Raw genomic sequence first — 26,398 nt, 5'->3', positions numbered from 1 at the left:
ACAATATGGAAAGGCTTTTTCAATGCTATAAAATCATTATGGTTACTTTACTTTGAATGCTTTCTCTTGTGGATAGTAAGCTGTACTTCCCAATTCTTCTTCTATTCTAAGTAACTGATTGTATTTTGCCATTCTATCACTTCGTGATGCTGAACCTGTTTTAATTTGTCCTGTATTCAAGGCAACGGCTAAATCTGCAATAGTGTTATCCTCTGTTTCTCCAGATCTGTGGGACATTACAGAAGTATACCCAGCATTCTTTGCCATATTCACCGCCGCAATGGTTTCGGACAATGTTCCAATTTGGTTTACTTTGATCAAAATGGAATTGGCAATACCATTTTCAATTCCCCTTGACAATCTTTCTACATTGGTCACGAACAAATCATCACCAACCAACTGTACTTTATCGCCAACTTTATCAGTTAACATTTTCCAACCGTCCCAATCATTTTCATCCATTCCATCTTCAATGGAGATAATAGGGTATTTTTCACAAAGATCAGCCAAATATTGTGCTTGTTCCTCAGAAGTTCTTACCACTCCTTTATCACCTTCAAATTTGGTGTAGTCATACTTTCCATCAACATAAAACTCAGCGGAAGCACAATCCAACGCGATCATTACATCGTCGCCTAAAGTATACCCAGCCTTATCTACTGCTTTTGCAATGGTATCCAAAGCATCTTCGGTACCACCTTCCAAAGTTGGGGCAAAACCACCTTCATCACCAACAGCTGTGCTCAAACCTCTATCGTGCAATACTTTTTTAAGGTTATGGAAGATTTCAGTTCCCATTTGCATAGAGTGACTAAAATCTTTTGCCTTTACGGGCATTACCATAAATTCTTGAAATGCAATTGGCGCGTCTGAGTGAGATCCTCCATTAATGATGTTCATCATGGGTACCGGCAATGTATTTGCACTTACACCTCCAACATATCTATATAAAGGCATTCCCAATTCGTTTGCTGCGGCTTTGGCTGCTGCAAGGGATACACCCAAGATAGCATTGGCACCCAATTTAGATTTGTTAGGTGTTCCATCCAAAGCAATCATGGTCTCATCTATTTGATTTTGCTCAAATACAGATGTTCCAACCAATTCTTCAGCAATGATGGTGTTTACATTATTTACGGCCTGGCCAACTCCTTTTCCCATAAAAGAATCTCCACCGTCCCTTAATTCAACAGCTTCATGCTCTCCTGTGGAAGCACCTGAAGGCACTGCTGCCCTTCCTAAAACCCCATTTTCGGTAATTACGTCCACTTCTACTGTTGGATTACCTCTTGAGTCTAAAATTTGTCTTGCATGAATGTTGATAATGATACTCATCTGCTGCTATTTATGGTTCAAAAATTAATTGGGCAAAGATACGAAAGGAGCGTATTCGAATTTCATGAAAATTATCATGAAACATTATCAATAACATAAAAATAACCTATAACGTTTTAGTTCCTGCTAGTTTTAATCACTTCAAAGAACTGGTCGAATAGATATTCAGCATCATGCGGTCCGGGACTTGCCTCTGGGTGATATTGTACCGAAAAGACTTCTTTGCCCTTCATTTTTATCCCTGCAACGGTATTGTCATTCAAATGGGTGTGGGTAATCTCCAGTTCAGGGTTTGCTTCCGTTTCTTCCCTATTTACAGCAAAACCATGGTTTTGTGAGGTTATTTCTCCTTTACCCGTTACCAAATTCAAGATAGGGTGGTTGATTCCCCTATGCCCGTTGTGCATTTTATAAGTAGATACGCCATTGGCTAAAGCCAAAACCTGGTGCCCCAAACATATCCCGAACAAAGGCTTATCCGATTTGATCATTTCCTTTGCTGTAGCAATGGCATCAGTTAGCGGTTCTGGATCTCCAGGTCCATTTGAAATAAAGTAGCCATCCGGGTTCCATTTTTTCATTTCTTCAAACGAGGTATTGTATGGGAACACTTTGATATAAGCTCCTCTTTTGGCCATGTTTCTTAGGATATTCTTTTTGATACCAATATCCAAAGCGGAAATCTTGTACTCAGCATTCTCCTCCCCATAATAATAGGGTTCTTTGGCAGAAACTTTTGATGCCAGCTCCAATCCTTCCATACTGGGCACTTTTTTCAACTCCTCTTTCAAGGCATCAATTTCATCAACCCTTGTAGAGATCAGAGCATTCATAGCTCCGTTGTCGCGAATGTAGCTTACCAGGGCTCTTGTATCTACATCGGAAATGGCAAAAAGGTTGTTCTTGTCCAAAAATTCCAATAGGCCCATATCTGCATTTGGGCGGGAATATTCGTAGCTAAAGTTTTTTACAATAAGTCCAGCAATTTTGATGGAATCGGATTCAACTTCATCTACATTGGTGCCGTAATTTCCAATATGGGCATTGGTGGCTACCATAATTTGCCCAAAATAGGATGGGTCGGTAAAAATTTCCTGATAACCAGTCATACCAGTATTAAAACACACTTCGCCCACAGCCGTACCTTCCTTATTCCCAATGGCCTTGCCATAAAAAATAGTACCGTCTGCCAATAATACCAGTGCTTTTTTCTTTGAGTGATACTTCATTGCGCTTTTTTTATTTCAATTTGACAAAAAAACATAAAAAAAGGATAAGTTTTCACTTATCCTTTTTTTAATAATTCAATAGTAATTAACATCTTTTATTCTTCTGAATCGTCCTTTACAGTTGTTTCAGCAACCGGAGCTGCAGCTTCCACTTTTTTAGCTCCACCTCTTCTACTTCTTCTTGTGGTTTTCTTAGCTGGTTTCTTACCTGCATTGTAAAGTTCGTTAAAGTCAACCAACTCTATCATTGCCATGTCAGCGTTATCCCCAAGACGGTTACCCAACTTGATGATTCTTGTATATCCTCCAGGTCTATCGCCAACCTTTTCCGCTACGGTACTAAATAGTTCGGTTACCGCTTCTTTGCTTCTAAGGTTACTGAAAACAATCCTTCTGTTGTGCGTACCCTTTTCGGTAGTCTGGTTGTTTTCCGCTTTGGACTTGGTAATCAACGGCTCTACAAATTGCTTTAAAGCTTTTGCTTTTGCAACAGTGGTGTTGATTCTCTTATGCTCTATTAGGGAACAGGCCATATTGGCCAACATTGCCTTTCTGTGGGCTGCTGTTCTTCCTAAGTGGTTAAATTTCTTTCCGTGTCTCATTGTATTGTTTTATCATCTTGCTTCCAAACCCGCACAATTACGGGGAGCAAAATATGATTATTTAATCTTTGTCCAGTTTATATTTAGATAGATCCATTCCAAACTGAAGTCCTTTGTTGATTACCAACTCTTCCAATTCAGTCAACGATTTTTTACCAAAGTTTCTGAACTTCATCAAATCATTTTTGTTGAAGGAAACCAAATCTCCCAAAGTATCAACCTCGGCAGCTTTAAGACAGTTCAATGCCCTTACGGACAAGTCCATGTCTACCAATTTAGTTTTCAACAACTGACGCATGTGCAATGATTCTTCATCATAGGTTTCAGTCTGAGCAATTTCATCGGCTTCCAATGTAATACGCTCGTCAGAGAACAACATAAAGTGATGAATCAAAACCTTAGCGGCTTCTGTCAATGCATCTTTTGGGTGGATAGAACCATCAGTGATGATTTCAAAAACCAACTTTTCGTAATCGGTCTTTTGCTCTACCCTAAAGTTTTCTATACTGTACTTTACGTTCTTTACCGGAGTATAAACAGAATCGACCGCAATGCTTCCCAAAGGCGCATTGGATTTTTTGTTTTCCTCAGCAGGAACATAGCCACGTCCTTTTTCAATAATAACCTCAAGGTTAATACTTACTTTAGGGTCCATGTTACAGATAACCAAATCTGGGTTTAATACTTGGTATCCTGAAATGAATTTTTGGAAATCTCCAGCGGTCAATTGTTCTTTTCCACTTACGGAAACAGAAACAGTTTCGCTCTCAACGTCATCTATCTGTCTTTTGAAACGAACCTGCTTAAGGTTCAATATCATTTCCGTAACGTCTTCTACAACGCCAGGGATAACAGAAAATTCATGTTCAACTCCATCAATACGCACAGAAGTAATAGCAAAACCTTCCAAAGAGGAAAGAAGTACTCTTCTCAACGCATTTCCAACCGTTAATCCATAACCAGGTTCCAAAGGGCGAAATTCAAATTTCCCTTCGAAATCTGTTGAATCTATCATTATAACTTTATCGGGCTTCTGAAAATTAAGTAATGCCATATTGGATTAATGTTAGATTTTATTTAGAGTATAACTCGACGATTAATTGTTCCTTGATATTTTCTGGAATCTGCATTCTTTCAGGAATGGTAACGTATGTACCTTCTTTCTTTTCGGTATTCCATGTAATCCATTCGTAAACACTGCTATTGTTAGCCAATGAATCATTTATGGCTTGAACGGATTTAGATTTTTCTCTAATAGCAACCACATCTCCAGGTTTTAGAGAGAAAGAGGGAATGTTCACGATTTCACCATTTACAGTGATATGTCTGTGTGAAACCAACTGTCTTGCACCGCTCCTTGAAGGAGAAAGTCCCATTCTATATACCACATTGTCCAAACGGGATTCGCACAATTGAAGCAATACCTCACCGGTTACTCCTTTGCTACGGTTTGCCTTGGCAAAAAGGTTTCTAAATTGCTTTTCCAAAATACCGTAGGTATACTTGGCTTTTTGCTTCTCCATCAACTGGATTGCATATTCAGACTTTTTACCACGGCGTCTGTTGTTTCCGTGTTGTCCTGGAGGGTAACTTTTCTTTTCGAAGGCTTTATCGTCTCCGAAAATCGCTTCTCCAAATTTTCTAGCGATTTTTGATTTTGGTCCTGTGTATCTTGCCATCTTCTTTAGTTTTGAAAGTGCGATTATGAATTAAGGCTTATCCTTCGATAATCGATAGTGCACTTTCGTGAAGACCCTTTTGGGCCCGTTATGATTATTAATTAAACTCTTCTTCTTTTAGGAGGTCTACAACCGTTGTGCGGTAGTGGAGTAACATCTACAATTTCTGTAACTTCTATTCCAGCATTGTGGATAGAACGAATTGCAGACTCTCTACCATTTCCAGGTCCTTTTACATAAACCTTTACTTTTCTAAGACCAGCTTCGTGTGCTACTTTTGCACAATCCTCAGCAGCAACCTGGGCAGCGTAGGGAGTGTTCTTTTTAGAACCCCTAAAACCAAGTTTTCCAGCAGAAGACCAAGAGATTACATCTCCTTTTTTGTTGGTCAAAGAAATAATGATATTGTTGAATGACGCAGTAACGTGTGCTTCTCCCGTAGATTCTACAACTACTTTACGCTTCTTCGTTGTTTTAGTACTTGCCTTTGCCATATTTTTTTAGTTTCTAGTTGTTAGTTCTTAGTTATTGGAATCCTAGACTTTTACATTTCAAACAGATTCTTCTAACGTCTAAATACTAATGACTACCTGATTATTATTTAGTTGCTTTCTTCTTGTTAGCAACCGTTTTTCTTTTTCCTTTTCTTGTCCTAGAGTTGTTCTTGGTACGCTGACCTCTTAGTGGTAATCCAGATCTGTGACGAATTCCGCGGTAACAACCAATATCCATCAATCGTTTGATGTTCAACTGCGTTTCTGAGCGAAGTTCACCTTCAATGGTGAAAGAGGAAACAGCTTCCCTGATTTTTCCTATTTCATCATCATTCCAATCTGAAACTTTAGTATCCTCACTTACTTGGGCTTTTGCCAAAATCTCTTGAGCTCTACTTTTACCAATTCCGTAAATGTAGGTAAGTGAAATAACTCCTCGCTTTTGTTTAGGTATATCTACACCTGCAATTCTTGCCATAATTACCCTTGTCTTTGTTTAAATCTAGGATTCTTTTTGTTGATTACGTATAATCTGCCTTTTCTGCGAACTATCTTGCATTCGGCGCTTCTTTTCTTAACTGATGCTCTAACTTTCATCGTATTAGTATCTGTAAGTAATTCTTGCTTTTGTTAAATCATATGGGCTCATTTCAAGCTTTACCTTGTCCCCTGGAAGTAACTTTATATAGTGCATACGCATTTTTCCAGAGATATGAGCTGTAACAACATGACCGTTCTCTAATTCAACTCTAAACATTGCGTTGGACAATGCTTCAATTATAGTTCCGTCTTGTTCTATTGCTGGCTGCTTTGCCATAAATTATGCTACTTTTCTATTTTTACCGGTTTTCATCAAACCATCGTAATGTCTATTCAACAAATAAGAATTTACTTGTTGTACCGTGTCAATGGCAACACCCACCATTATCAATAGTGATGTACCTCCATAAAACAATGCCCAACCAGCCTGTACATCCATCAACTTAACAACCACTGCTGGCAATACCGCCAATAGTGCCAAGAAAACAGAACCGGGCAATGTGATCAGTGACATTATCTTATCCAAATAATCCCCAGTTTCTTTACCAGGTCTAATTCCTGGTATAAAACCGCCACTTCTTTTCAAATCATCGGCCATTTTGTTCGTAGGAACGGTAATCGCCGTGTAGAAATAAGTGAATATGATAATCAATACTGCAAACAATATGTTGTACGCCAACCCGAAGATATCGGCGAACTGAACTTCCATCCATTGACCTGCCGCTGTATTGTTAAAGGTTTTTCCTATCAAGCTAGGTGCAAACATGATTGCTTGTGCAAAGATAATAGGCATTACCCCAGAAGCATTCAACTTTAATGGAATGTACTGCCTAGACCCCATCACGTTCTTTTCATAACCTCCAGAAGCTGTTCTTCTTGCATATTGTACTGGAATCTGACGTACCGCCATTACTAATAGTACACTGGCCAAGATAACCAGGAACCAAATAATCACCTCAATAAGGATAAACATTATACCCCCTGTATTGTTGGTAGTTCTTGAAATAAATTCTTGAACGAATGATTGTGGCATAGTAGCTATGATACCAATCATAATCAATAACGAAATACCGTTTCCGATACCTTTATCGGTAATCTTCTCTCCCAACCACATGGCAAATACACAACCTGTAACCAAGATGATTACTGCCGGAATGATGAAATCCAATCCTTTGCCCAATATAAAGGCACTATCTGGAACACCAAGTGCCCCCAAACCAAATAAATATGCCGGTGCTTGAACAATACAAATAGCAATGGTCAACCAACGTGTAATCTGGTTAATGGTCTTTCTACCACTTTCTCCTTCTTTCTGTAATTTTTGTAAATAAGGAATTGCAATCCCCATCAACTGCACCACAATCGATGCTGAGATGTAGGGCATGATCCCCAAAGCAAAAACGGATGCATTTGCAAATGCCCCGCCTGTAAAAGCATTAAGAATACCCAAAATACCATTCTCGGTACTAGAGGTCAATTGTGCCAATTGGGAAGTATCAATACCTGGAAGAACAATCTGCGCACCAAAACGATACACCAATAGTAAACCTAAGGTAATTATAATACGTTGCCTTAGTTCTTCAATCTTCCAAATATTTGATATGGTCTCAATAAATTTCTTCATGCCTTATTTTACTTATAAACTTATTGCCTCTCCTCCTGCGGCCTCAATTGCTGCTTTAGCAGAAGCAGAAAATTTATGTACAGATATTTTTAGTGCAGCTTTTAATTCGCCATCACCCAAAATCTTCACCAAATCGTTCTTGTGAGCCAATCTGTTTTCTACAAGGGTATCCAAAGTAACTTCTTTCTTCACTATACCATTGTCAACCAACTCTTGCAACTTACCCAAATTGATTCCTTGATATTCTTTTCTGTTGATGTTCTTAAAACCAAATTTAGGAACACGACGTTGTAAAGGCATTTGACCACCTTCAAAACCAATCTTTTTAGAGTATCCTGATCTAGATTTGGCACCTTTATGTCCTCTTGCAGCAGTCCCGCCTTTTCCAGAACCTTCTCCTCGTCCTAAACGTTTTCCATCTCTGTTAACAGCGCCTTCTGCTGGTTTAAGATTATGTAAATCCATGTACCGTTATATTTTAAGCTTCCTCTGTGGAAACCAAGTGTTTAACCTTATTTATCATTCCAAGGATATTAGGCGTTGCATCGTGCTCAACAACGTGCCCAATCTTGCGCAGTCCAAGGGCCTCCAAAGTCCTTTTCTGGTTTTGAGTCCTTTTAATAGCGCTCTTTACTTGTTTAACCTTAATCTTTGACATAATATCCTCGTATTTATCCTTTAAAGACTTTTTCTAAAGAAATACCTCTTTGCTTAGCAACTGTATGGGCTCCTCTTAATTGTAAAAGGGCATCAAAAGTAGCTTTAACAACATTATGTGGGTTGGAAGATCCTTGTGATTTTGACAATACATCATGAACCCCAACGGCTTCCAATACCGCTCTTACGGCACCACCTGCAATAACTCCTGTACCATGGGATGCTGGTTGAATGTAAACACGTGCACCACCGTACTTTCCTTTTTGTTCATGTGGAAGTGTTCCCTTGTTCAAAGGAATTCTTACCAAATTCTTTTTGGCATCCTCAATGGCCTTTGCAATAGCAGTGGCAACTTCTTTGGATTTTCCCAAACCATGTCCAACAACACCATTCTCATCTCCAACAACAACTATTGCTGAAAAACCGAATGCTCTACCACCTTTAGTAACTTTAGTAACCCTTTGGACTCCTACCAAACGATCTTTCAACTCCAGTCCACCTGGTTTTACTGTTTCTACGTTTTTGTATTTCTGGTACATAGTTATATTAGAATTTAAGTCCTGCTTCCCTTGCTCCTTCAGCCAATGATTTTACTCTTCCGTGGTAAAGGTTTCCTCCTCTATCGAAAGCTACAGCTTCAACACCAAGCTTTTTTGCCTTTTCAGCAATAGCCTTACCAACTAGGGTAGCAACTTCGCTTTTAGTGCCTTTTGCCTCCACATCTTTGTCTCTTGATGATGCAGCAGCCAAAGTAACTCCTTTGTTGTCATCAATCAATTGAGCGTATATTTCTTTATTACTTCTGAATACAGACAACCTTGGTCTTGCTTCAGTACCAGAAGATACTTTTCGTATTCTTCTTCTGATTCGTAATCTTCTTTCAGTCTTAGATAATCCCATAGTCTTAATTATTAAGCTGATTTACCTGCTTTTCTTCTTAATTGCTCACCAACAAACTTGACTCCTTTTCCTTTGTAAGGTTCTGGCTTACGGAAACCTCTTATCTTGGCAGCTACTTGACCTACCAATTGCTTGTCGTGAGATGTTAATTTTACGATTGGATTCTTTCCTTTTTCGGAAATGGTCTCAATCTTTACTTCTGGAGCAATATTCAATACAATATTGTGGGAGAAACCTAAAGCCAAATCCAATTTTTGTCCTTGGTTACTTGCTCTATATCCTACCCCTACCAATTCCAATTCCTTGGTCCATCCTTTTGATACACCTGCAACCATATTATCAACAAGGGAACGGTATAGTCCGTGCTTTGCTTTGTGCTCTTTGGAATCCGATGGTCTTGCAACATGCACAGCTCCATCTTCAACCTTTATGGCAACCCCTGAAAATTCTTGGGAAAGTTCTCCCAATTTACCTTTTATGGTAACTACATTCTCGTTCACCTCTACAGTGACACCTTCTGGAATTGTAATTGGATTGTTACCTATTCTAGACATTTTTTCTTCTCTTTACTATTAATAAACGTAGCACAATACTTCGCCACCTACGTTTTCTTGCTTAGCTTGTTTGCTGGTCATAACTCCGTGGGATGTTGAAATAATAGCAACGCCCAAACCGTTAAGTACCCTTGGCAATTCACCCGAACCTGTATATTTACGTAATCCAGGCTTACTTACCCTTTGCAATTTTTTAATAACCGGCTCTTTGGTAAACTTATCATACTTCAAGGCAATTTTGATGTTTCCTTGAACTTTGTCATCCTCGAACTTGTAGCTCAAAATATATCCTTGATCGAATAATATTTTGGTAATCTGTCTTTTTAGATTGGAAGCGGGAATATCCACTACCCTATGACCTGCACTACTGGCATTTCTAATTCTGGTCAAATAATCTGAAATTGGATCTGTAAGCATTTCTTTTCTTTATCTGTTTACCAACTTGCCTTTTTAACTCCTGGAATCAAGCCCTGGTTGGCCATTTCCCTAAAAGTAACCCTAGATATACCAAATGTTCTCATATATCCTCTTGGTCTTCCAGTTAGTTTGCAACGATTGCGCATACGAACCGGAGATGCATTTTTGGGAAGCTTCTGCAAAGCTTCATAATCACCAGCTTCTTTTAAAGCCTTTCTTTTTTCTGCATACTTTGCAACCGTTTTAGCCCTTTTTACCTCACGGGCTTTCATTGATTCCTTAGCCATACTTAGTTCTTTTTAAAGGGTAACCCCAATTCGGTTAACAATGATTTTGCTTCTTTATCTGTTTCTGCAGAAGTAACAAATGTGATATCCATTCCATTAATTCTGTTGATCTTATCGATATTGATTTCAGGAAAAATGATTTGCTCTGTAACCCCTAAGCTATAGTTACCTCTTCCATCAAATCCAGTGGCCCTTATACCCTGAAAGTCTCGAACCCTTGGCAATGCAGACGTAATCAATCTATCCAAAAACTCATACATTCTTTCTCCTCGGAGGGTTACTTTAGCGCCAATTGGCATACCCTTTCTCAATTTGAAAGTAGCAACGTCCTTTTTAGAAATTGTGGCAACTGCCTTTTGACCAGTAATATTTGTAAGTTCATCCACTGCATGGTCAATAAGCTTCTTGTCAGAAACAGCTGCACCAACACCACGGCTCACTACAATCTTTTCCAATTTAGGAACCTGCATTACATTTTTGTAACCAAATTCGTCGGATAGTGCTTTTACAACACGCTCCCTATATTCTGTCTTTAATCTTGGAATGTAACTCATAACTAAATTACTTCATTGGATTTTTTTGCAAATCTAACTTTCTTTCCTTCTCTCTCCTCATAACCAACTCGTGTGGTCTCCCCAGATTTTGGATCGATCAACGATAGGTTGGAGATGTGGATGGGAGCTTCTTTTTTCACTATTCCACCTTGAGGATTCTTTGCACTTGGCTTCTCATGTTTGGAAACAGTGTTCACACCTTCCACAACAGCCTTGTTCTTTTCACGATCCACCTGAAGTACTTTTCCTTCAGTGCCTTTGTGGTCTCCCGCAATGACCTTAACCGTATCCCCTGTTTTAATTTTCAACTTCATCATTTCTGATATTTCTTTTAAAGCACCTCTGGAGCTAATGAAACAATCTTCATGAACTGCTTGTCCCTAAGTTCTCTGGCAACTGGTCCAAAAACCCTAGTTCCTCTCATTTCACCTGTTGGATTCAGCAAAACACAGGCATTGTCGTCAAAACGAATGTAAGAACCATCTGGTCTTCTTACTTCCTTCTTTGTTCTAACTACAACAGCTGTTGAAACAGAACCTTTTTTTACCGTTCCATTGGGTGCAGCTTCTTTAACGGTAACCACAATCTTATCTCCCAATGAAGCATATCTTCTCTTTGTTCCTCCAAGTACGCGGATGGTCAAAACTTCTTTTGCACCTGTATTGTCCGCAACCTTTAATCTAGATTCTTGCTGTAACATAATTATTTAGCTCTTTCAAGGATTTCAACCAACCTCCAACATTTAGTCTTGCTCAATGGTCGGGTTTCCATTATTTTAACGGTATCACCTTCGTTGCAATCATTCTTTTCATCATGGGCAACATATTTCTTGGTCTTCAAAACGAACTTACCGTACATAGGGTGTTTTACTCGCTTTACCTCAGAAACTACAATGGACTTCTCCATTTTGCTGCTGGTAACAACGCCTATTCTTTCTTTTCTTAAATTTCTTTTATCTTCCATAAGGCAAAACCAATTATTGTACTTCCCTTTTAGTTAATTCTGTTGCAAGTCTCGCTACCGTCCTTCTTGTCTTTCTAATCTGTAAAGGATTTTCCAAAGGTGTAACCGAATGTGCAATTTTTAAATCAGCATGTTGCTTTTTAAAATCGGTCAGCTTTTCCTTTAGCTCTTCAATTGAAAGTTCTTTTATTTCTGATTGTTTCATCTTCTTTTCAATTAAAAATTAAGCGGAATAATCTCTAGCCACGATAAACTTGGTTTTCACTGGCAATTTTTGCGCTGCAAGTCTCAATGCTTCCTTTGCAATGTCCATAGGAACTCCTGCAACTTCGAACATAATCCTTCCTGGCTTAACAACGGCCACCCAATATTCAGGAGCACCCTTACCTTTACCCATACGTACTTCAAGAGGTTTCTTTGTGATAGGCTTGTCCGGGAATATCTTAATCCACAACTGACCTTGCCTTTTCATATACCTTGTCGCAGCAATACGCGCAGCCTCTATTTGACGGGAGGTAATGAAGTGGGAATCCAAAGATTTGATACCAAACATTCCATTAGATAGTTGGTGCCCTCTTCCTGAGTTCCCTTTCATACGCCCCTTCTGGGCTTTACGAAATTTTGTTCTTTTTGGCTGTAACATTTTACCTTTACTTTATCTTATTACTTTCTACGACGTTGTGGTTTCTTACCATCACGTTTGTCGCCTTTACCTTGACCTTTGGACAATCCTACTAGTGGGGAAAGCTCTCTTTTACCGTAAACTTCTCCCTTCATGATCCAAACTTTGATACCCAATCTTCCGTAAGTTGTATGTGCTTCATGCAAGGCATAATCAACATCTGCACGGAAAGTTGACAAAGGAATTCTTCCTTCCTTGTAAGATTCCGAACGTGCCATTTCAGCTCCGTTCAAACGTCCAGAAATCTGAATTTTGATACCCTCTGCATTCATACGTATTGCAGCTGCAATAGCCATTTTAATGGCACGTCTGTATGAAATTCTACTTTCAATCTGTCTTGCAACACTAGCTGCAACCAAATTGGCATCCAATTCAGGTCTCTTTATTTCATGAATATTGATCTGAACCTCTTTGTTGGTGATTTTCTTAAGCTCTTCCTTAAGCTTATCAACCTCTTGCCCACCTTTACCAATAATAATACCAGGTCTAGCCGTAGTAATGGTAATAGTGATCAATTTTAAGGTTCTTTCAATAATTACCCTAGACACACTGGCTTTTGCCAAACGCGCATGGATATACTTTCTTATTTTATCATCCTCAGCCAGCTTATCGCCGTAATCGTTACCGCCGTACCAGTTAGATTCCCATCCTCTGATTATTCCTAAGCGATTTCCTATCGGATTGGTCTTTTGTCCCATATTATACTCTAGCTTTGAACGTTGTTATTAGCTTCCAAGATCATGGTAACATGATTTGAACGTTTTCTAATTCTATGTGCTCTTCCTTGTGGCGCCGGACGTAGTCTTTTCAACATTGTTCCACCATCAACACGGATTTCTTTGATAACGAGATCAGCATCCTCAATGTTAGCTTCCTCATTTTTAGCTTCCCAGTTGGCAATTGCAGAAAGTAATAGTTTCTCCAACTTTCTTGAGGCCTCTTTTGGGTTGAATCTCAAAATTGCAAGAGCCATCTCAACCTGCTTTCCTCTTACCAAGTCAGCAACCAAACGCATTTTCCTTGGTGATGTAGGGCAGTTGTTCAACTTGGCAATAGCAAGCTGCTTTTTCTCTTCCTTTAACCTTTCGGCCATTTGTCTTTTACGAACTCCCATAGCTTACTTACTTTTTACCTTTGTTTTTAGCTCCAGCATGACCTCTAAAAGATCTTGTTGGTGAAAATTCTCCAAGTTTATGACCCACCATGTTTTCTGTTACATAAACAGGAACAAATTGTCTCCCGTTGTGCACCGCTATGGTTTGTCCTACGAAATCCGGCGTTATCATTGAGGCCCTAGACCATGTTTTGATAACCGTTTTCTTACCTGAATCTATATTGTTCTGGACTTTCTTTTCCAGACTATGATGAACGTAAGGTCCTTTTTTTAATGAACGTGCCATTTACTTTTTCTTTTATTTCTTTCTACGTTCTATGATATATCTATTGGTGTCTTTTGTCTTGGAACGTGTTCTAAATCCTTTAGCAGGAATACCGTTCTTAGATCTTGGATGACCTCCAGAAGCCCTTCCTTCACCACCACCCATTGGATGATCGACAGGGTTCATAGCTACTGGCCTAGTTCTTGGTCTTCTACCCAACCATCTGCTTCTACCTGCTTTACCAGATACCAACAATTGGTGATCAGAGTTGGAAACAGCTCCAATAGTAGCCAAACAGTTGGCCAGTATCATACGCGTTTCACCAGAAGGTAACTTTATGGTAACAAATTTTCCATCCTTTGCCATCAACTGGGCAAATGTACCGGCACTACGTGCCATTACAGCACCTTGACCAGGTCTTAGCTCAATGCAAGAAATAATGGTACCCAATGGAATTTCACTTAAAGGAAGTGCATTTCCAATTTCAGGGGCAGCTTTTGAACCAGAAGAAATCTTCTGACCCACCTGCATACCATTTTGTGCAACCACATATCTCTTTTCGCCATCCTTATATTCAACCAAAGCGATAAATGCAGTTCTGTTGGGATCGTACTGAATTGAAACAATTTTAGCATCAACTCCTTGTTTATCTCTTTTGAAATCGACAACACGATACCTTCTTTTATGACCTCCACCTCTATGGCGAATGGTCATTTTCCCTTGACTGTTCCTACCACCTGACTTTTTTAACGGAGCAAGCAAGCTTTTCTCCGGCTTATCAGTAGTAATCGCGTCAAATCCGTTTACTACTCTAAAACGCTGTCCAGGGGTTATCGGTTTTAATTTTCTAACTGACATTTCTCGTCTTTATAGATTACTGTAAAAATCAATAATATCACCTTCCACTACATCAACAATTGCTTTCTTCAAAGCATTTGTTTTTCCGTGTTGGATTCCTGTTTTTGTATAACGACTCTTACGATTTGGACCATAGTTCATGGTTCTTACCTTTTCCACAGAAACACCATAAGTAGCCTCAACCGCCTCTTTGATCTGAAGCTTATTGGCCGATGGGTCAACGTAGAAACCATAACGATTGAAAAGCTCGCTATCAGCGGTCATTTTTTCCGTAATGATTGGTTTTATCAACACACTCATGATTTTCTTATTTCTTTAGGTTCGATTCTATTCCCTCCAAAGCACTTTCAACAATCACTACATTATTAGCGTTAATTATTTTATAAGTACTTAATTCTGAGTTAGTTACAACTTCAGAACGCTCCAAATTGCGCGACGACAAATATACATTATTATTTGAATCGCCCAACACGATAAGAGACTTTTTGTTTTCTATTCCAAGAGAGGCCAAAAAAGCAACAAAATCTTTAGTCTTTGGAGCTTTAAAATTGAAGTCCTCAACAACTGTAATTGCTTTATCTTTTGACTTTAATGTCAAGGCTGATTTACGAGCCAAACGCTTCACATTCTTGTTCAACTTTTGAGTGTAGTCCTTTGGTCTTGGACCAAAAATTCTACCACCACCTTTAAAAATAGGTGATTTAATACTACCTGCCCTTGCAGTACCCGTACCTTTTTGTTTTTTGATCTTTCTGGTACTACCAGCAATCTCAGCTCTTTCTTTGGCCTTGTGAGTACCTTGTCTTTGGTGCGCTAAATATTGCTTTACATCCAAATAGATAGCATGCTCATTGGGCTCTATTCCGAATACATCTTTAGAAAGGTCAACCTTTCTTCCTGTATCTTTTCCTTTGATATCTAAAACTGCAACCTTCATTACTTCTCAATTGTTACGTAAGCATTTTTGTGACCTGGAACGCAACCTTTAACTACAATAAGGTTTTTCTCTGGAACCACTTTCAATACTCTCAAGTTTTGAACTGTTACTCTTTCACCACCCATTCTACCAGCCATTTTCATTCCTTTGAAAACGCGGGCAGGGTAAGATGCTGCACCAATAGAACCAGGAGCTCTTAATCTGTTGTGCTGACCGTGGGTTGCTTGTCCAACTCCACCAAAACCATGTCGCTTAACAACTCCCTGAAATCCTTTTCCTTTTGATGTACCTATTACATCAACAAATTCACCTTCAACAAATAGGTCGGCACCTACGGTGTCACCTAATTTGAATTCACCTTCAAAATCCCGGAACTCAACGACTTTTTTCTTTGGAGAAGCACCTGCTTTTTTAACATGGCCAATTTCAGCCTTGTTTGCACGTTTTTCTGCCTTGTCATCGAAACCAAGTTGAAGGGCACTGTACCCGTCCACCTCTTCGGTTCTGACTTGGGTAACCACGCATGGTCCAGCTTCAAGAACGGTACATGGAATATTCTTTCCATTCTCGTCAAAGATGCTGGTCATACCGATTTTTCTACCTATTAACCCAGACATAATTATTAATTATTAATTGTTTACTTTTTCAAGCGCCAATTGCTTGGCAAAAAAATTGGGTCAAAGAAAAGATTCTGTGACCCAGATATTTTTTCTTATTCCCGTTTTTCCTTCGCACGCAGCTCAGGACATGTTAACCTTTTTCTCAAAAGGCGTGCAAACTTACACTTTTATTTCGACTTCTACACCACTTGGAAGCTCTAATTTCATTAAAGCATCAATAGTTTTTGAAGAAGAACTGTAAATATCCAATAATCTCTTATAAGAACTCAATTGGAATTGCTCTCTTGACTTCTTGTTCACATGTGGTGAACGCAAAACCGTAAATATCTTTTTGTGCGTTGGTAATGGAATTGGCCCAGTAACCACAGCACCCGTTGTCTTAACTGTCTTAACAATCTTTTCAGCAGACTTATCCACCAAATTGTGATCGTAAGATTTAAGTTTTATTCTAATTTTTTGACTCATCTTGCTGAATAATTAAGCGGTTACTCCTTTTACTGATTTAATAACTTCTTCTGCAATATTGGTAGGAGTTTCTGCATAGTGCGAAAATTCCATGGTTGAAGTAGCCCTACCTGACGATAATGTTCTTAATGAAGTAACATATCCAAACATTTCTGATAAAGGCACTTCTCCTTTAACCACTTTGGAACCAGCTCTATCACTCATATCACTAATAGTCCCTCTACGTCTGTTAAGGTCACCAACAATATCACCCATATTTTCTTCAGGTGTCAACACCTCAATCTTCATGATAGGTTCCATCAATACTGACCGAGCAGATTTAGCGGCAGCTTTGTACCCCATTTTTGCAGCCAATTCAAAGGAAAGTGAATCAGAATCCACAGGGTGGAAAGAACCATCCTTTAAAGTAACTTTCATGCTATCCATCTCAAATCCAGCCAAAGGACCATTCTTCATAGCCTCTTTGAATCCTTTTTCTACAGATGGAATATATTCTTTAGGAATATTACCCCCTTTAATAGTATTCACAAATTCCAATCCAACTACTTCTTCACCTGCAGGCTCCATTGTAAAGACGATATCCGCAAACTTACCACGACCACCTGATTGCTTTTTGTAGACTTCTCTATGATCAGCAGATTGTGTAATCGCTTCTTTGTATTCAACCTGAGGTTGACCTTGGTTTACTTCAACCTTAAATTCGCGACGCAAGCGGTCAACAATAATATCCAAGTGAAGTTCACCCATACCAGAAATAATGGTCTGACCTGAAGCTTCGTCCGTTTTTACTTGGAATGTAGGATCTTCCTCAGCCAATTTAGCCAAGGACATGCCCAACTTATCAACATCAGCTTTAGTTTTAGGCTCAACAGCAATACCAATTACAGGGTCAGGGAAATCCATACTTTCCAGTACGATAGGATGTTTCTCCGCAGACATGGTATCACCAGTCTTGATATCCTTAAATCCAACCGCAGCTCCAATATCGCCAGCTTCAATATACTCAATAGCGTTTTGTTTGTTAGAGTGCATTTGGTATATACGCGAGATACGTTCTTTTTTACCTGAACGATTGTTCAAAATATAAGAACCTGCATCCAAACGACCTGAATATGCCCTAAAGAATGCTAAACGACCAACAAAAGGATCAGTAGCGATCTTAAACGCCAAAGCAGAAAACGGCTCTTTAGGATCCGGTTTTCTTGTAATCTCATTTCCAGTATTTGGATCGGTACCTACAATATCATCCTTATCTACAGGAGAAGGCAAGTAACGACAAACAGCATCCAATAAGAATTGAACTCCTTTGTTTTTGAACGACGAACCACAAACCATAGGAATTATAGCTCTATCCATAACAGCGGCCCTAAGAGCAGCATGAACTTCTTCTTCAGTAATGGAATCTTCATCTTCGAAGAATTTTTCCATCAACTCTTCATCATATTCCGCAACAGCTTCTATCAAGGCAGCTCTATACTCCTTAACTTCAGCTTTCATATCTTCCGGTATATCGATAACGTCAAATGTAGAACCAAAGTTCTCATCATGCCATACAATCGCCCTGTTCTTAGCAAGATCAACAATACCTTTAAAGTCAGCTTCATCACCAATAGGCAGAACAATAGGAACCGCATTGGAACCAAGCATTGTTTTCACTTGGTTACATACCATCAAGAAGTTAGACCCTTGACGATCCATTTTGTTCACGAAACCAATTCGAGGTACTTTATAGTTATCAGCCAATCTCCAGTTCGTTTCCGATTGAGGCTCAACACCGTCAACCGCACTGAACAAGAAGACCAATCCATCCAAAACACGTAATGAACGGTTTACCTCAACGGTAAAGTCAACGTGTCCGGGAGTATCAATTATATTAAAGTGGTATCCTTTTGCATCTGAGGTTGGCTGTCCATTCTCAGTAGGGAATTGCCATGTACATGTTGTAGCAGCAGAAGTAATGGTAATACCACGCTCTTGCTCTTGCTCCATCCAGTCCATAGTAGCCGCACCATCATGCACCTCACCAATTTTATGACTTACACCAGTGTAAAAAAGAATACGCTCTGTAGTAGTGGTCTTTCCAGCATCAATATGAGCTGCAATACCAATATTCCTTGTATATTTTAAATCTCTTGCCATTTTACCAACTAGAATCTAAAGTGTGAGAATGCTTTATTTGCTTCCGCCATTTTGTGGGTATCCACTCTTTTCTTAACCGCAGCGCCTTCTTCTTTTGCAGCAGCCAATACTTCTGCAGCCAATTTTTGCGCCATTGATTTTTCATTACGCTTTCTTGCATAACTGATCAACCATTTCATTGCAGTTGAAATCTTTCTATCTGGTCGGATTTGCATTGGAATCTGAAATGTAGCACCACCTACCCTTCTACTTCTTACCTCAACATGTGGCATAACATTTGAAAGTGCATCTTTCCACAATTCCAAGGCAGTTTTTTCCTCGTCAGTATTTTTTTCCTCAACAATATCAATTGCATCGTAAAAAACCTTGAAAGCAACTGACTTCTTACCATCCCACATCATCATGTTCACAAAACGCGTAACCAATTGGTCATTAAACCGTGGATCCGGCAATAATGGTCTTTTCTTCGCCTGTCTTTTTCTCATCTCTTCTTATTTTTTAGGACGTTTTGCACCGTATTTTGATCTACGCTGTGTTCTACCTGCAACACCTGCAGTATCTAATGCGCCACGGACGATGTGATATCTAACTCCTGGCAAATCCTTTACTCTTCCACCCCTAACCAATACTATCGAGTGCTCTTGGAGGTTGTGACCTTCACCAGGGATATATGCGTTTACCTCTTTACCATTTGTAAGCCTAACCCTTGCAACTTTACGCATTGCAGAGTTTGGTTTTTTTGGCGTAGTTGTATAAACACGCGTACACACCCCTCGTCTTTGAGGACACGAATCCAAAGCAGCCGATTTACTCTTCTTGGTAATGGTGACTCTTCCTTTTCGTACTAATTGTGAAATTGTTGGCATTAAAATTTCTATTAAATAAAAATAACCCTCTTTTTGAGGGCTGCAAATGTAGTGATATTTCGGAATAATTCAAATCCTGAAAGATTAAATTTAGAATGGATTTTAAAAATCCAAAAATCACCCACATATACAAGGCTAGAATATCCTCCTTGCAAAAGCACATATCGAAGCAGCACTTTGCGATTTATACCTTAATATATAGATAGACACTAAATGCAATAAAACAATAGCTAAAGATTTTTTTTTACAAAAACCAAATTGAATTGACTATCATCATCCAACTTTCCATTTTTCATTTCACAATCACTAAACTCAAGCATAATCACTTCCGCTCAAAACCAACAACCAACCACGCCAAAGCTTTAACATTTCTATAAGACATTAGAATAAAATTGATAAGGGAAACATAGTATCCGAAAACCACCTTAACCCTATAAGAATGTTCTGACATACCGTAAACCCTTCAAACTTCAGCTCAATCAAATTTTCTCATGTTTCAAAAATGAATTGTGTGTTTTTTATCTCAAAAAAGAAGTTTTATTTACAAATACAACATCCCTAATTGTCATTTCAACGATATATAACACATTTTATCCCTCTAGAAAATACCTTCGCAACTATTGCCAATATCTCAAATTAGACCACCCACAATTGAGGAATTCGTTTTCAAGACCTCTACGTTTGCTAACATCATCTTAAAATTTTAGTAAAATTAGTTTGGATTATTAACATGAAATTATGATTTTAGCGCCTAGCTAATTCAAATAATTTTAAAATGAGAACAAAACTTAATGGATTGTTAACGCTGTTATTGGCGTTTGTTGTGCAAATTTCCTTTGCGCAAGACAAGACGATTACAGGTAATGTTACGGATGCTAATGGGTTTCCGTTACCTGGGGTCAATATTGTCGTTGAAGGTACCGCAAATGGTACTCAAACAGATTTTGATGGAAATTACGCTATCAGCGCAAGTCAAGGTCAAGCACTACTTTTTACCTATATAGGTCAAAAAGATGCAAGAAGGGTTGTTGGTGCAGAGAACGTAATCAATGTTCAGATGGAAGAGGATGCCCAAGCTCTTGAAGAAGTTGTGGTAACTGCTCTTGGTGTTAAAAAAGAAGCTCAATCACTAGGTTATTCCATCGCTAAGGTGGATGGTGATGAAGTTGCTGAACAACCATCAAGTGATATTGGTAGATTGCTCCAAGGAAAAGCTGCTGGTGTGAACATCACGGCTTCAAATGGATTGTCAGGATCTTCCACCAATATCATCATTAGGGGATATACTTCTATTACAGGTTCCAACCAGCCTCTTTTTGTGGTTGATGGAATTCCTTTTGGTAGTGATACCAACAACAACGAAGCCTTTTTTGACAACTCAACTGAATCTAGTAGATTTTTAGATTTAGATCCTAACAACATTGCAGACATCAATGTACTGAAAGGTCTTAGTGCTACGGCTCTTTATGGTAACAGAGGTAGAAACGGTGTAATCTTGATTACTACCAAGAATGCTCAAGGAGGTGACTTTGAAGGTAAAACAACAGTTAGTGTAAGTAGTTCAACTTTCTTTAGCAATCCTCATTTGCCAGATTATCAAAATGATTATGGTGGAGGTTTTGACCAAGAATTTGGTTGGTACTTTAGTAACTGGGGGCCAAGGTTTGGAGACACTAATCCTAACATCTGGACTGGTTACTTAAATGAGATTAGAGGCGGAAGAGTATTCTTGAACCACCCCTTTGCAACTAATACAGTGGATGCATACATTACAGGCTTCGAAGATCTTGCCGCTAGCCAATATGAATATAAGGCTTACCAAAGTGTACCTGCATTTTTTAGAACTGGGGTATACACAAGCCAATCCATAGGGATTAATGGTGGCAATGGAACTACTAGTTACAATGCAACCTATTCCAGAACTGAGGACAAAAGTTTTGTTCCCGGTAACACATTATTCAAAAACAACCTTGGTGTTGGTGGTTCAACCAGACTAGGAAAACTTATGGTTAACGCTAGTTTAAATTATAGTGTTACAGATTTGAAAAGCCCTCCAATTGCTGCATCTAGAGGTAGTGGTGTTGAAGGTGATGGTGCTTCTTTGTTCGGTGATTTAATGTACACTCCAAGAAGTGTTGATTTAATGGGGATTCCTTATCAAAGAGCTGATGGAGGTTCACTTTACTATCGTGAGACAAACAGTATCCAAAATCCACTATGGACAGTAGACAACTCCAAAACCGGTCAGAAAGTTGACAGGTTCTTTGGTAACGTTGCTATGACCTATGAACTTTCAGAAAACCTTAACGTATCTTACCGTTATGGTTTAGATATTTATAACGAGAATACGTTCTATGGTCAAAATAAAGGAGGTATTGATGGTAATGCACTTGGTTTGTACAGAACTCAAAAAATTAGAAATCAGATTACTGACCATAACCTTAGTATTAACTATGATAAGGATTTGAGCGAAAGTTTCAATTTGAAATTAGTAGGTGGTTTCAATGCCAATTCAGTATTGTTTGAAAGAGATGGATTGGAAAGTACTAACCAGATTGCGTATGGAATATTGAAGCACTGGAACTTTACCAACGCTTCTTCATCAAACTCATTCAATGCCATTAATTTCCAAAGACAAACACAGAACAATACTTTTGGTCTTTATGCGGATGCATCATTAGGATACAAAGATTTCCTTTACCTTAATGGTTCTGTTAGAAATGATTGGACATCTACGTTGGAAAAGGACAACAATAGAATTTTGTACCCTTCTGCTAGTTTATCTTTTGTTCCTACAAATGCAATTGAAGGGTTAAGATCTGATGGCAATGGACTAAACTACTTAAAAATAAGAGTAGGATATGGATCATCAGCTGGTTTCCCAGATGTATACAGTACAAGAAATACGCTTTCGCTAACAGGAAGATCTTTTGTTGATGCAGCAGGAAATGTAGTCTCTAGTAACACCACAGATGACTTTTTAGGAAACCCTTCTTTAAAGCCAGAAACGGTTTCAGAGATAGAGTTTGGTATCGATGCTAGATTTCTGAACAATAGAATTGGGCTTAACACCAGTATATTCAAAAAAGAGACCAAGGATTTGATAACTGATAAAGATTTGGATCCTTCCACTGGTTATACCCTAACCACAATTAATGGTGGTGACATGGAGATAAAAGGTATCGAAGCTGATTTGGATATGCATTTGATAAAAAGTATAGACAACGGTTTCAACTGGAATGCCAACGTTAATTTCTATGCTGACGAATCTTTAGTAACAAGATTACCAGAGGGCATTGATCAGATTATCATTGGTAACTTTTTTGTTGCAGATGCTAAAAATGCCGCTATTGTTGGACAACCATTTGGCGTCTTGATTGGTGATAAAATTCAAAGAGATGATGCAGGCAATAGAGTGGTTACCGCCAGCACAGGTAATTATGTTAACAACACCGAAGATGTTCCTATCGGTGATCCAAATCCAGATTGGACTGCTTCTTTAGATAATGACTTTTCTTTCAAAGGATTTACCTTAGGTGCCTCTCTTGGATACAGACATGGTGGAGATATTTTCTCCAAAACAGCCGTAACCCTATTAAGTAGAGGTATCATCGATTTCCCATTTGATCGCTTAGGAACATATGTATTACCAGGTGTGAATGAAGATGGAAGTCCCAACACCACCCAAATTGGTGCTACGGATATCGCATTCTCTAACTGGCTAGGTCAAGATGAATTGGAAGTATGGGATGGTACAACAATTAGACTGCGTGAAGTAAGATTAGGATATTCTGTATCTAGTAAGATGTTGGAAAAAACTCCATTCTCAAGCCTTTCATTCAAAATAACCGGATCAAACCTTTGGTACAAAGCAGTTAATTTCCCTAAAGGAGTCAATTTTGATACTAATACCCTATCTAATGGTGTTGGTAACAACATTGGCTTGGAATACTTCTCTGGTCCAAGTTCTAAACGCTATGGATTTAGCATTAAAGCAACATTCTAAAAAAAAATATAATGAAAAGATTAAGTAATAAAATAAATATATATTTCGCTGCTTTAATCCTACTATTAGGTGTTGGTAGCTGCGAAACAACGGAACTCGAGCTGGTCGATGATCCCAATGCATTGAACTCAGCAACAGCATCTCCGGATTTTTATGTCAACGCAATTCAAATAAGTCTTAGAAATTTATTTGGCGGAGATGAATTAGACTCTAATGGTACCAGTTTATCTGAAAGGGGTATGGAAGTCACCCGTATCCTGCATATGTTCGGCCCATTGTATGACAATGCCTATTCTCCTGGAGCCCATGACTTTGCATGGTCCACAGCTTATGCTGAGATATTGGCAGATGCCAGAAGTTTAGAGCCATTGGCAATAGAGCAGGAGTTATACATGCACCTGGGCATTGCACAAGTTGCAGAAGCGTATGCAATTGCTGCCATGGTTGACTTTTTTGGCGATGTTCCATATAGTGAAAGTGCGGACGGAGTCACTTTCAACCCAAAAGCCGATCCAGGTCTTGAAACTTATCAGGCATTGCACGGTGTATTGGATAACGCTATCGCGAATTTCAATAAAGAGGAGTTCTCAAAACCTGCAAATGATTTCTTCTATGGAGGTGATAAGGCTAAGTGGATCAACTTAGCCAATACCTTAAAGTTGAAGTTATACTTACAATCCAGACTAGTTACGGAAAGTGAGTCAACTGCAGGTATCAACGCCATTTTAGCTAGTGGTAACTACATCCAAGGACCTAGTGGAGATTTCAAGTTTCAATATGGTACCACAGATAACAATCCAGACAGTAGACATCCTTTCTTTACAAGAAACTTTGTTGAAGGTACAGGTGTTACCGATTACATGTCCAACACTTATATGGATATGTTGTTGAACCAAAAAACTGCGCCAGACCCAAGGGTAAGATACTACATATACAGACAGCGTAACAGCAATGCTCAAAACACTGTTGAGCAATCTTGTTTTGGAGCGCTTCCACCTCCTCATATAGGCTTCGCCAGTATTTTCTGTAACTTGGTAGACAACCCTGGTTATTGGGGTAGAGATCATGGTTATGACTTTGGTATTCCACCAGATACAGGGGCTAGAGCTACATGGGGACTTTACCCTGTTGGAGGAAAATTTGATAATGATGACTTCGAAGCAATCCCAGACAGGAATATTGGAACCAAAGGTTCTGGTATAGATCCTATCATGATGTCCAGTTTTGTGGATTTTATGCTAGCCGAAGCCGCATTGACTATTGGAGTTAATGGTGATCCAGCTACATATTTAGAAAGTGGAATTAGAGAAAGTATAGGTACCGTTATGGCCTTCAGAACCGATTTGGTGGACACGGATTTTGTGCCTAGTGAAGCAGATGTTGACGCATATGTCGCTGAAGTTTTGGCTAATTATGCTGCGGCAAATAACGATCAAAAGCTGAACATCATAATTAAAGAGTATTGGTTGGCTCTTTGGGGTAACGGAGTTGAAGCATACAATACCTACAGAAGAACAGGTAAGCCAGATGATTTACAACAATTGGTAAGACAACCATCTGACAACTTCATGCGTTCTTTCTGGTATCCTGATGCTTATGTGAACCAAAACTCGAATGCAACTCAAAAACCAGATGTTTTCCAAAAAGTATTCTGGGATACCAATCCTGATACAGGTTTCATTTATTAAAAATACAACTATGAAAAAAATATTTTCTTTATTAGCAGCGTCTGCTCTCATCTTTACATCTTTTTCCTGTGAAGATGAAGACAAGGACAGACTTAATATAAGCCAAGTAACAGGCGGGGCAATTCTTAGAACTTTATCATCTGAAGCGCCTCCCGTAAACTCAGGGTCTCCAGAAACCGTAAACATGTCGGCAAAAGTTGAGTTTGATGATTTTGTAAATGACGACACTTTAGAATCTGTAGACGTATTCATGGATTTTGTAGATGCAACTCCAGTTGCCGGAGTTTTATTGGAGTTTGATGAAGCTCTTATAACAAATATCCCTGCAAGTGCATTTACAACTGAAGATGGCAACTTAGTTACAACTGTTACCGTGAACATTGCCGATGCAATGAGTGCTATAGGAGTTACTCAAGCTCAGTTGTATGGAGGTGATGTATTCTTAATGAGACTTGCCCTTAAAACAACAGATGGGCAAACTTTCACCTCTACCAATGTTGGTACCAAAATCCAAACAAGTTCCGCTTTTAGATCACCATTTAGATATTCTGCAGCAGTTGCTTGTCCTCCACCTGCAAATTTGGCTGGAGATTGGGTTCTTGATTTAAACGATTCTTATGGAGATGGTTGGAATGGTGCTGCAATTAGCGTAAGTGCTGGTGGAGTGGTTACAGATTTCACTCTTACGGGAGGATCTAGTGGTCAATTTACAGTAAATGCTCCTGTTGGAGAATTACTTACTTTTACTTATAAATCTGGTGCTTGGGATAGTGAGGTTACCTACACAATTACAGATCCGGAAGGTAAAGTACAGGTTGATCAAACATCTGAACCAACCGCAGGACCTATTAAAACTGTGGATGATTTCTGTGCACTGTAAGAATGGTTCCATTCTAACATGAAATGATTTTAAAATAAAAACC

Annotated in this window: 37 protein-coding genes; 3 read left to right on the top strand and 34 right to left on the bottom strand. The window is 38.9% G+C overall.

Annotated elements, in window-relative coordinates; genetic code table 11:
* Positions 1-42 precede the first annotated feature (42 nt).
* From eno to rpsL, 34 genes are all read right to left on the bottom strand, one after another.
* Positions 43-1,335 carry a phosphopyruvate hydratase gene (eno, locus tag CRO15_RS16990; protein WP_097047048.1) on the bottom strand — a complete coding sequence of 431 codons (1,293 nt, stop codon included), beginning with the start codon at positions 1,333-1,335 and terminating at the stop codon, positions 43-45.
* Between the two features lie 116 nt (positions 1,336-1,451).
* Positions 1,452-2,564, bottom strand: a complete 1,113-nt coding sequence (gene carA / locus CRO15_RS16985; RefSeq protein ID WP_097047047.1) for a glutamine-hydrolyzing carbamoyl-phosphate synthase small subunit — start codon at positions 2,562-2,564, stop codon at positions 1,452-1,454.
* 95 nt (positions 2,565-2,659) lie between these two features.
* Positions 2,660-3,166 (bottom strand): 50S ribosomal protein L17, encoded by a 507-nt coding sequence (rplQ, locus tag CRO15_RS16980; protein ID WP_097047046.1) that lies wholly within the window; start codon positions 3,164-3,166, stop codon positions 2,660-2,662.
* A 61-nt stretch (positions 3,167-3,227) separates the two neighbouring features.
* Complete coding sequence (locus CRO15_RS16975) at positions 3,228-4,220, bottom strand: DNA-directed RNA polymerase subunit alpha (protein WP_097047045.1); 993 nt, start codon at positions 4,218-4,220, stop codon at positions 3,228-3,230.
* A 19-nt stretch (positions 4,221-4,239) separates the two neighbouring features.
* Positions 4,240-4,845, bottom strand: coding sequence for a 30S ribosomal protein S4 (gene rpsD / locus CRO15_RS16970; protein WP_097047044.1), 606 nt, complete (start codon positions 4,843-4,845; stop codon positions 4,240-4,242).
* 101 nt (positions 4,846-4,946) lie between these two features.
* Positions 4,947-5,339: a 30S ribosomal protein S11 gene (gene rpsK / locus CRO15_RS16965; RefSeq protein ID WP_097047043.1), complete on the bottom strand. Its 393-nt coding sequence runs from the start codon at positions 5,337-5,339 to the stop codon at positions 4,947-4,949.
* A 103-nt stretch (positions 5,340-5,442) separates the two neighbouring features.
* Entirely contained in the window at positions 5,443-5,817 is a 375-nt protein-coding gene (gene rpsM, locus CRO15_RS16960) for a 30S ribosomal protein S13 (RefSeq protein ID WP_097047042.1), read from the bottom strand.
* Positions 5,818-5,819: 2 nt separating this feature from the next.
* Complete coding sequence (ykgO, locus tag CRO15_RS16955) at positions 5,820-5,936, bottom strand: type B 50S ribosomal protein L36 (protein ID WP_073370549.1); 117 nt, start codon at positions 5,934-5,936, stop codon at positions 5,820-5,822.
* A 4-nt stretch (positions 5,937-5,940) separates the two neighbouring features.
* Complete coding sequence (infA, locus tag CRO15_RS16950; protein ID WP_014031991.1) at positions 5,941-6,156, bottom strand: translation initiation factor IF-1; 216 nt, start codon at positions 6,154-6,156, stop codon at positions 5,941-5,943.
* Between the two features lie 3 nt (positions 6,157-6,159).
* Entirely contained in the window at positions 6,160-7,503 is a 1,344-nt protein-coding gene (gene secY, locus CRO15_RS16945) for a preprotein translocase subunit SecY (protein WP_097047041.1), read from the bottom strand.
* Between the two features lie 12 nt (positions 7,504-7,515).
* Complete coding sequence (gene rplO, locus CRO15_RS16940; RefSeq protein ID WP_097047040.1) at positions 7,516-7,968, bottom strand: 50S ribosomal protein L15; 453 nt, start codon at positions 7,966-7,968, stop codon at positions 7,516-7,518.
* A 13-nt stretch (positions 7,969-7,981) separates the two neighbouring features.
* Positions 7,982-8,161, bottom strand: coding sequence for a 50S ribosomal protein L30 (gene rpmD / locus CRO15_RS16935; protein ID WP_055397075.1), 180 nt, complete (start codon positions 8,159-8,161; stop codon positions 7,982-7,984).
* A 13-nt stretch (positions 8,162-8,174) separates the two neighbouring features.
* Positions 8,175-8,699 (bottom strand): 30S ribosomal protein S5, encoded by a 525-nt coding sequence (gene rpsE / locus CRO15_RS16930; RefSeq protein ID WP_097047039.1) that lies wholly within the window; start codon positions 8,697-8,699, stop codon positions 8,175-8,177.
* Between the two features lie 7 nt (positions 8,700-8,706).
* A complete protein-coding gene (gene rplR, locus CRO15_RS16925) occupies positions 8,707-9,060 on the bottom strand; it encodes a 50S ribosomal protein L18 (RefSeq protein WP_097047038.1) in 354 nt (117 codons plus the stop codon).
* A gap of 11 nt (positions 9,061-9,071) precedes the next feature.
* Positions 9,072-9,614 (bottom strand): 50S ribosomal protein L6, encoded by a 543-nt coding sequence (gene rplF, locus CRO15_RS16920; protein WP_097047037.1) that lies wholly within the window; start codon positions 9,612-9,614, stop codon positions 9,072-9,074.
* Between the two features lie 18 nt (positions 9,615-9,632).
* Positions 9,633-10,031 (bottom strand): 30S ribosomal protein S8, encoded by a 399-nt coding sequence (gene rpsH, locus CRO15_RS16915; RefSeq protein WP_097047036.1) that lies wholly within the window; start codon positions 10,029-10,031, stop codon positions 9,633-9,635.
* A 17-nt stretch (positions 10,032-10,048) separates the two neighbouring features.
* Positions 10,049-10,318 (bottom strand): 30S ribosomal protein S14, encoded by a 270-nt coding sequence (gene rpsN, locus CRO15_RS16910; protein WP_055397065.1) that lies wholly within the window; start codon positions 10,316-10,318, stop codon positions 10,049-10,051.
* A gap of 2 nt (positions 10,319-10,320) precedes the next feature.
* A complete protein-coding gene (rplE, locus tag CRO15_RS16905; RefSeq protein WP_097047035.1) occupies positions 10,321-10,872 on the bottom strand; it encodes a 50S ribosomal protein L5 in 552 nt (183 codons plus the stop codon).
* Between the two features lie 2 nt (positions 10,873-10,874).
* Positions 10,875-11,189, bottom strand: coding sequence for a 50S ribosomal protein L24 (gene rplX, locus CRO15_RS16900; RefSeq protein WP_243397008.1), 315 nt, complete (start codon positions 11,187-11,189; stop codon positions 10,875-10,877).
* A gap of 14 nt (positions 11,190-11,203) precedes the next feature.
* Entirely contained in the window at positions 11,204-11,572 is a 369-nt protein-coding gene (rplN, locus tag CRO15_RS16895) for a 50S ribosomal protein L14 (RefSeq protein ID WP_055397059.1), read from the bottom strand.
* Positions 11,573-11,574: 2 nt separating this feature from the next.
* Positions 11,575-11,835 (bottom strand): 30S ribosomal protein S17, encoded by a 261-nt coding sequence (gene rpsQ / locus CRO15_RS16890; RefSeq protein WP_073181006.1) that lies wholly within the window; start codon positions 11,833-11,835, stop codon positions 11,575-11,577.
* 13 nt (positions 11,836-11,848) lie between these two features.
* The gene (gene rpmC / locus CRO15_RS16885; RefSeq protein WP_097047033.1) at positions 11,849-12,040 is read right to left on the bottom strand and encodes a 50S ribosomal protein L29; all 192 of its coding nucleotides are present in this window, start codon (positions 12,038-12,040) and stop codon (positions 11,849-11,851) included.
* Between the two features lie 18 nt (positions 12,041-12,058).
* Positions 12,059-12,478 (bottom strand): 50S ribosomal protein L16, encoded by a 420-nt coding sequence (gene rplP / locus CRO15_RS16880; RefSeq protein WP_097047032.1) that lies wholly within the window; start codon positions 12,476-12,478, stop codon positions 12,059-12,061.
* 20 nt (positions 12,479-12,498) lie between these two features.
* Positions 12,499-13,215 carry a 30S ribosomal protein S3 gene (gene rpsC, locus CRO15_RS16875; RefSeq protein WP_073181012.1) on the bottom strand — a complete coding sequence of 239 codons (717 nt, stop codon included), beginning with the start codon at positions 13,213-13,215 and terminating at the stop codon, positions 12,499-12,501.
* An 8-nt stretch (positions 13,216-13,223) separates the two neighbouring features.
* Positions 13,224-13,631: a 50S ribosomal protein L22 gene (rplV, locus tag CRO15_RS16870; RefSeq protein WP_097047031.1), complete on the bottom strand. Its 408-nt coding sequence runs from the start codon at positions 13,629-13,631 to the stop codon at positions 13,224-13,226.
* A gap of 7 nt (positions 13,632-13,638) precedes the next feature.
* Positions 13,639-13,917 (bottom strand): 30S ribosomal protein S19, encoded by a 279-nt coding sequence (gene rpsS, locus CRO15_RS16865; RefSeq protein ID WP_097047030.1) that lies wholly within the window; start codon positions 13,915-13,917, stop codon positions 13,639-13,641.
* A 12-nt stretch (positions 13,918-13,929) separates the two neighbouring features.
* Positions 13,930-14,754, bottom strand: a complete 825-nt coding sequence (rplB, locus tag CRO15_RS16860; protein WP_097047029.1) for a 50S ribosomal protein L2 — start codon at positions 14,752-14,754, stop codon at positions 13,930-13,932.
* 9 nt (positions 14,755-14,763) lie between these two features.
* Positions 14,764-15,054, bottom strand: a complete 291-nt coding sequence (rplW, locus tag CRO15_RS16855) for a 50S ribosomal protein L23 (RefSeq protein ID WP_097047028.1) — start codon at positions 15,052-15,054, stop codon at positions 14,764-14,766.
* 7 nt (positions 15,055-15,061) lie between these two features.
* Positions 15,062-15,691, bottom strand: a complete 630-nt coding sequence (gene rplD / locus CRO15_RS16850) for a 50S ribosomal protein L4 (protein WP_097047027.1) — start codon at positions 15,689-15,691, stop codon at positions 15,062-15,064.
* Positions 15,691-16,308, bottom strand: coding sequence for a 50S ribosomal protein L3 (gene rplC, locus CRO15_RS16845; RefSeq protein WP_097047026.1), 618 nt, complete (start codon positions 16,306-16,308; stop codon positions 15,691-15,693). Before rplC ends, rplD begins: the two co-directional genes overlap by 1 nt.
* Positions 16,309-16,470: 162 nt before the next feature.
* Positions 16,471-16,776 (bottom strand): 30S ribosomal protein S10, encoded by a 306-nt coding sequence (gene rpsJ / locus CRO15_RS16840; RefSeq protein ID WP_007094989.1) that lies wholly within the window; start codon positions 16,774-16,776, stop codon positions 16,471-16,473.
* A gap of 12 nt (positions 16,777-16,788) precedes the next feature.
* Positions 16,789-18,915, bottom strand: a complete 2,127-nt coding sequence (gene fusA / locus CRO15_RS16835) for an elongation factor G (RefSeq protein WP_097047025.1) — start codon at positions 18,913-18,915, stop codon at positions 16,789-16,791.
* An 8-nt stretch (positions 18,916-18,923) separates the two neighbouring features.
* Positions 18,924-19,400 (bottom strand): 30S ribosomal protein S7, encoded by a 477-nt coding sequence (gene rpsG, locus CRO15_RS16830; RefSeq protein ID WP_097047024.1) that lies wholly within the window; start codon positions 19,398-19,400, stop codon positions 18,924-18,926.
* 6 nt (positions 19,401-19,406) lie between these two features.
* Positions 19,407-19,781: a 30S ribosomal protein S12 gene (rpsL, locus tag CRO15_RS16825; protein ID WP_031445118.1), complete on the bottom strand. Its 375-nt coding sequence runs from the start codon at positions 19,779-19,781 to the stop codon at positions 19,407-19,409.
* Positions 19,782-20,556: 775 nt separating this feature from the next.
* Here rpsL and CRO15_RS16820 point away from each other — a divergent pair.
* The 3 genes from CRO15_RS16820 to CRO15_RS16810 are packed head-to-tail and all read left to right on the top strand — an operon-like array spanning position 20,557 to position 26,355.
* Positions 20,557-23,787, top strand: coding sequence for a SusC/RagA family TonB-linked outer membrane protein (locus tag CRO15_RS16820; protein ID WP_097047023.1), 3,231 nt, complete (start codon positions 20,557-20,559; stop codon positions 23,785-23,787).
* 11 nt (positions 23,788-23,798) lie between these two features.
* Entirely contained in the window at positions 23,799-25,475 is a 1,677-nt protein-coding gene (locus CRO15_RS16815) for a SusD/RagB family nutrient-binding outer membrane lipoprotein (RefSeq protein WP_097047022.1), read from the top strand.
* 10 nt (positions 25,476-25,485) lie between these two features.
* A complete protein-coding gene (locus tag CRO15_RS16810) occupies positions 25,486-26,355 on the top strand; it encodes a hypothetical protein (RefSeq protein WP_133067270.1) in 870 nt (289 codons plus the stop codon).
* Positions 26,356-26,398 lie beyond the last annotated feature (43 nt).

Origin of the sequence: Flagellimonas pacifica (assembly GCF_900215465.1) — a bacterium.
GTDB classification, from domain to species: Bacteria; Bacteroidota; Bacteroidia; order Flavobacteriales; family Flavobacteriaceae; genus Flagellimonas; species Flagellimonas pacifica.
Note: the sequence above shows the minus strand (reverse complement) of the source record. Positions and strands in the feature narration are given on the sequence as shown.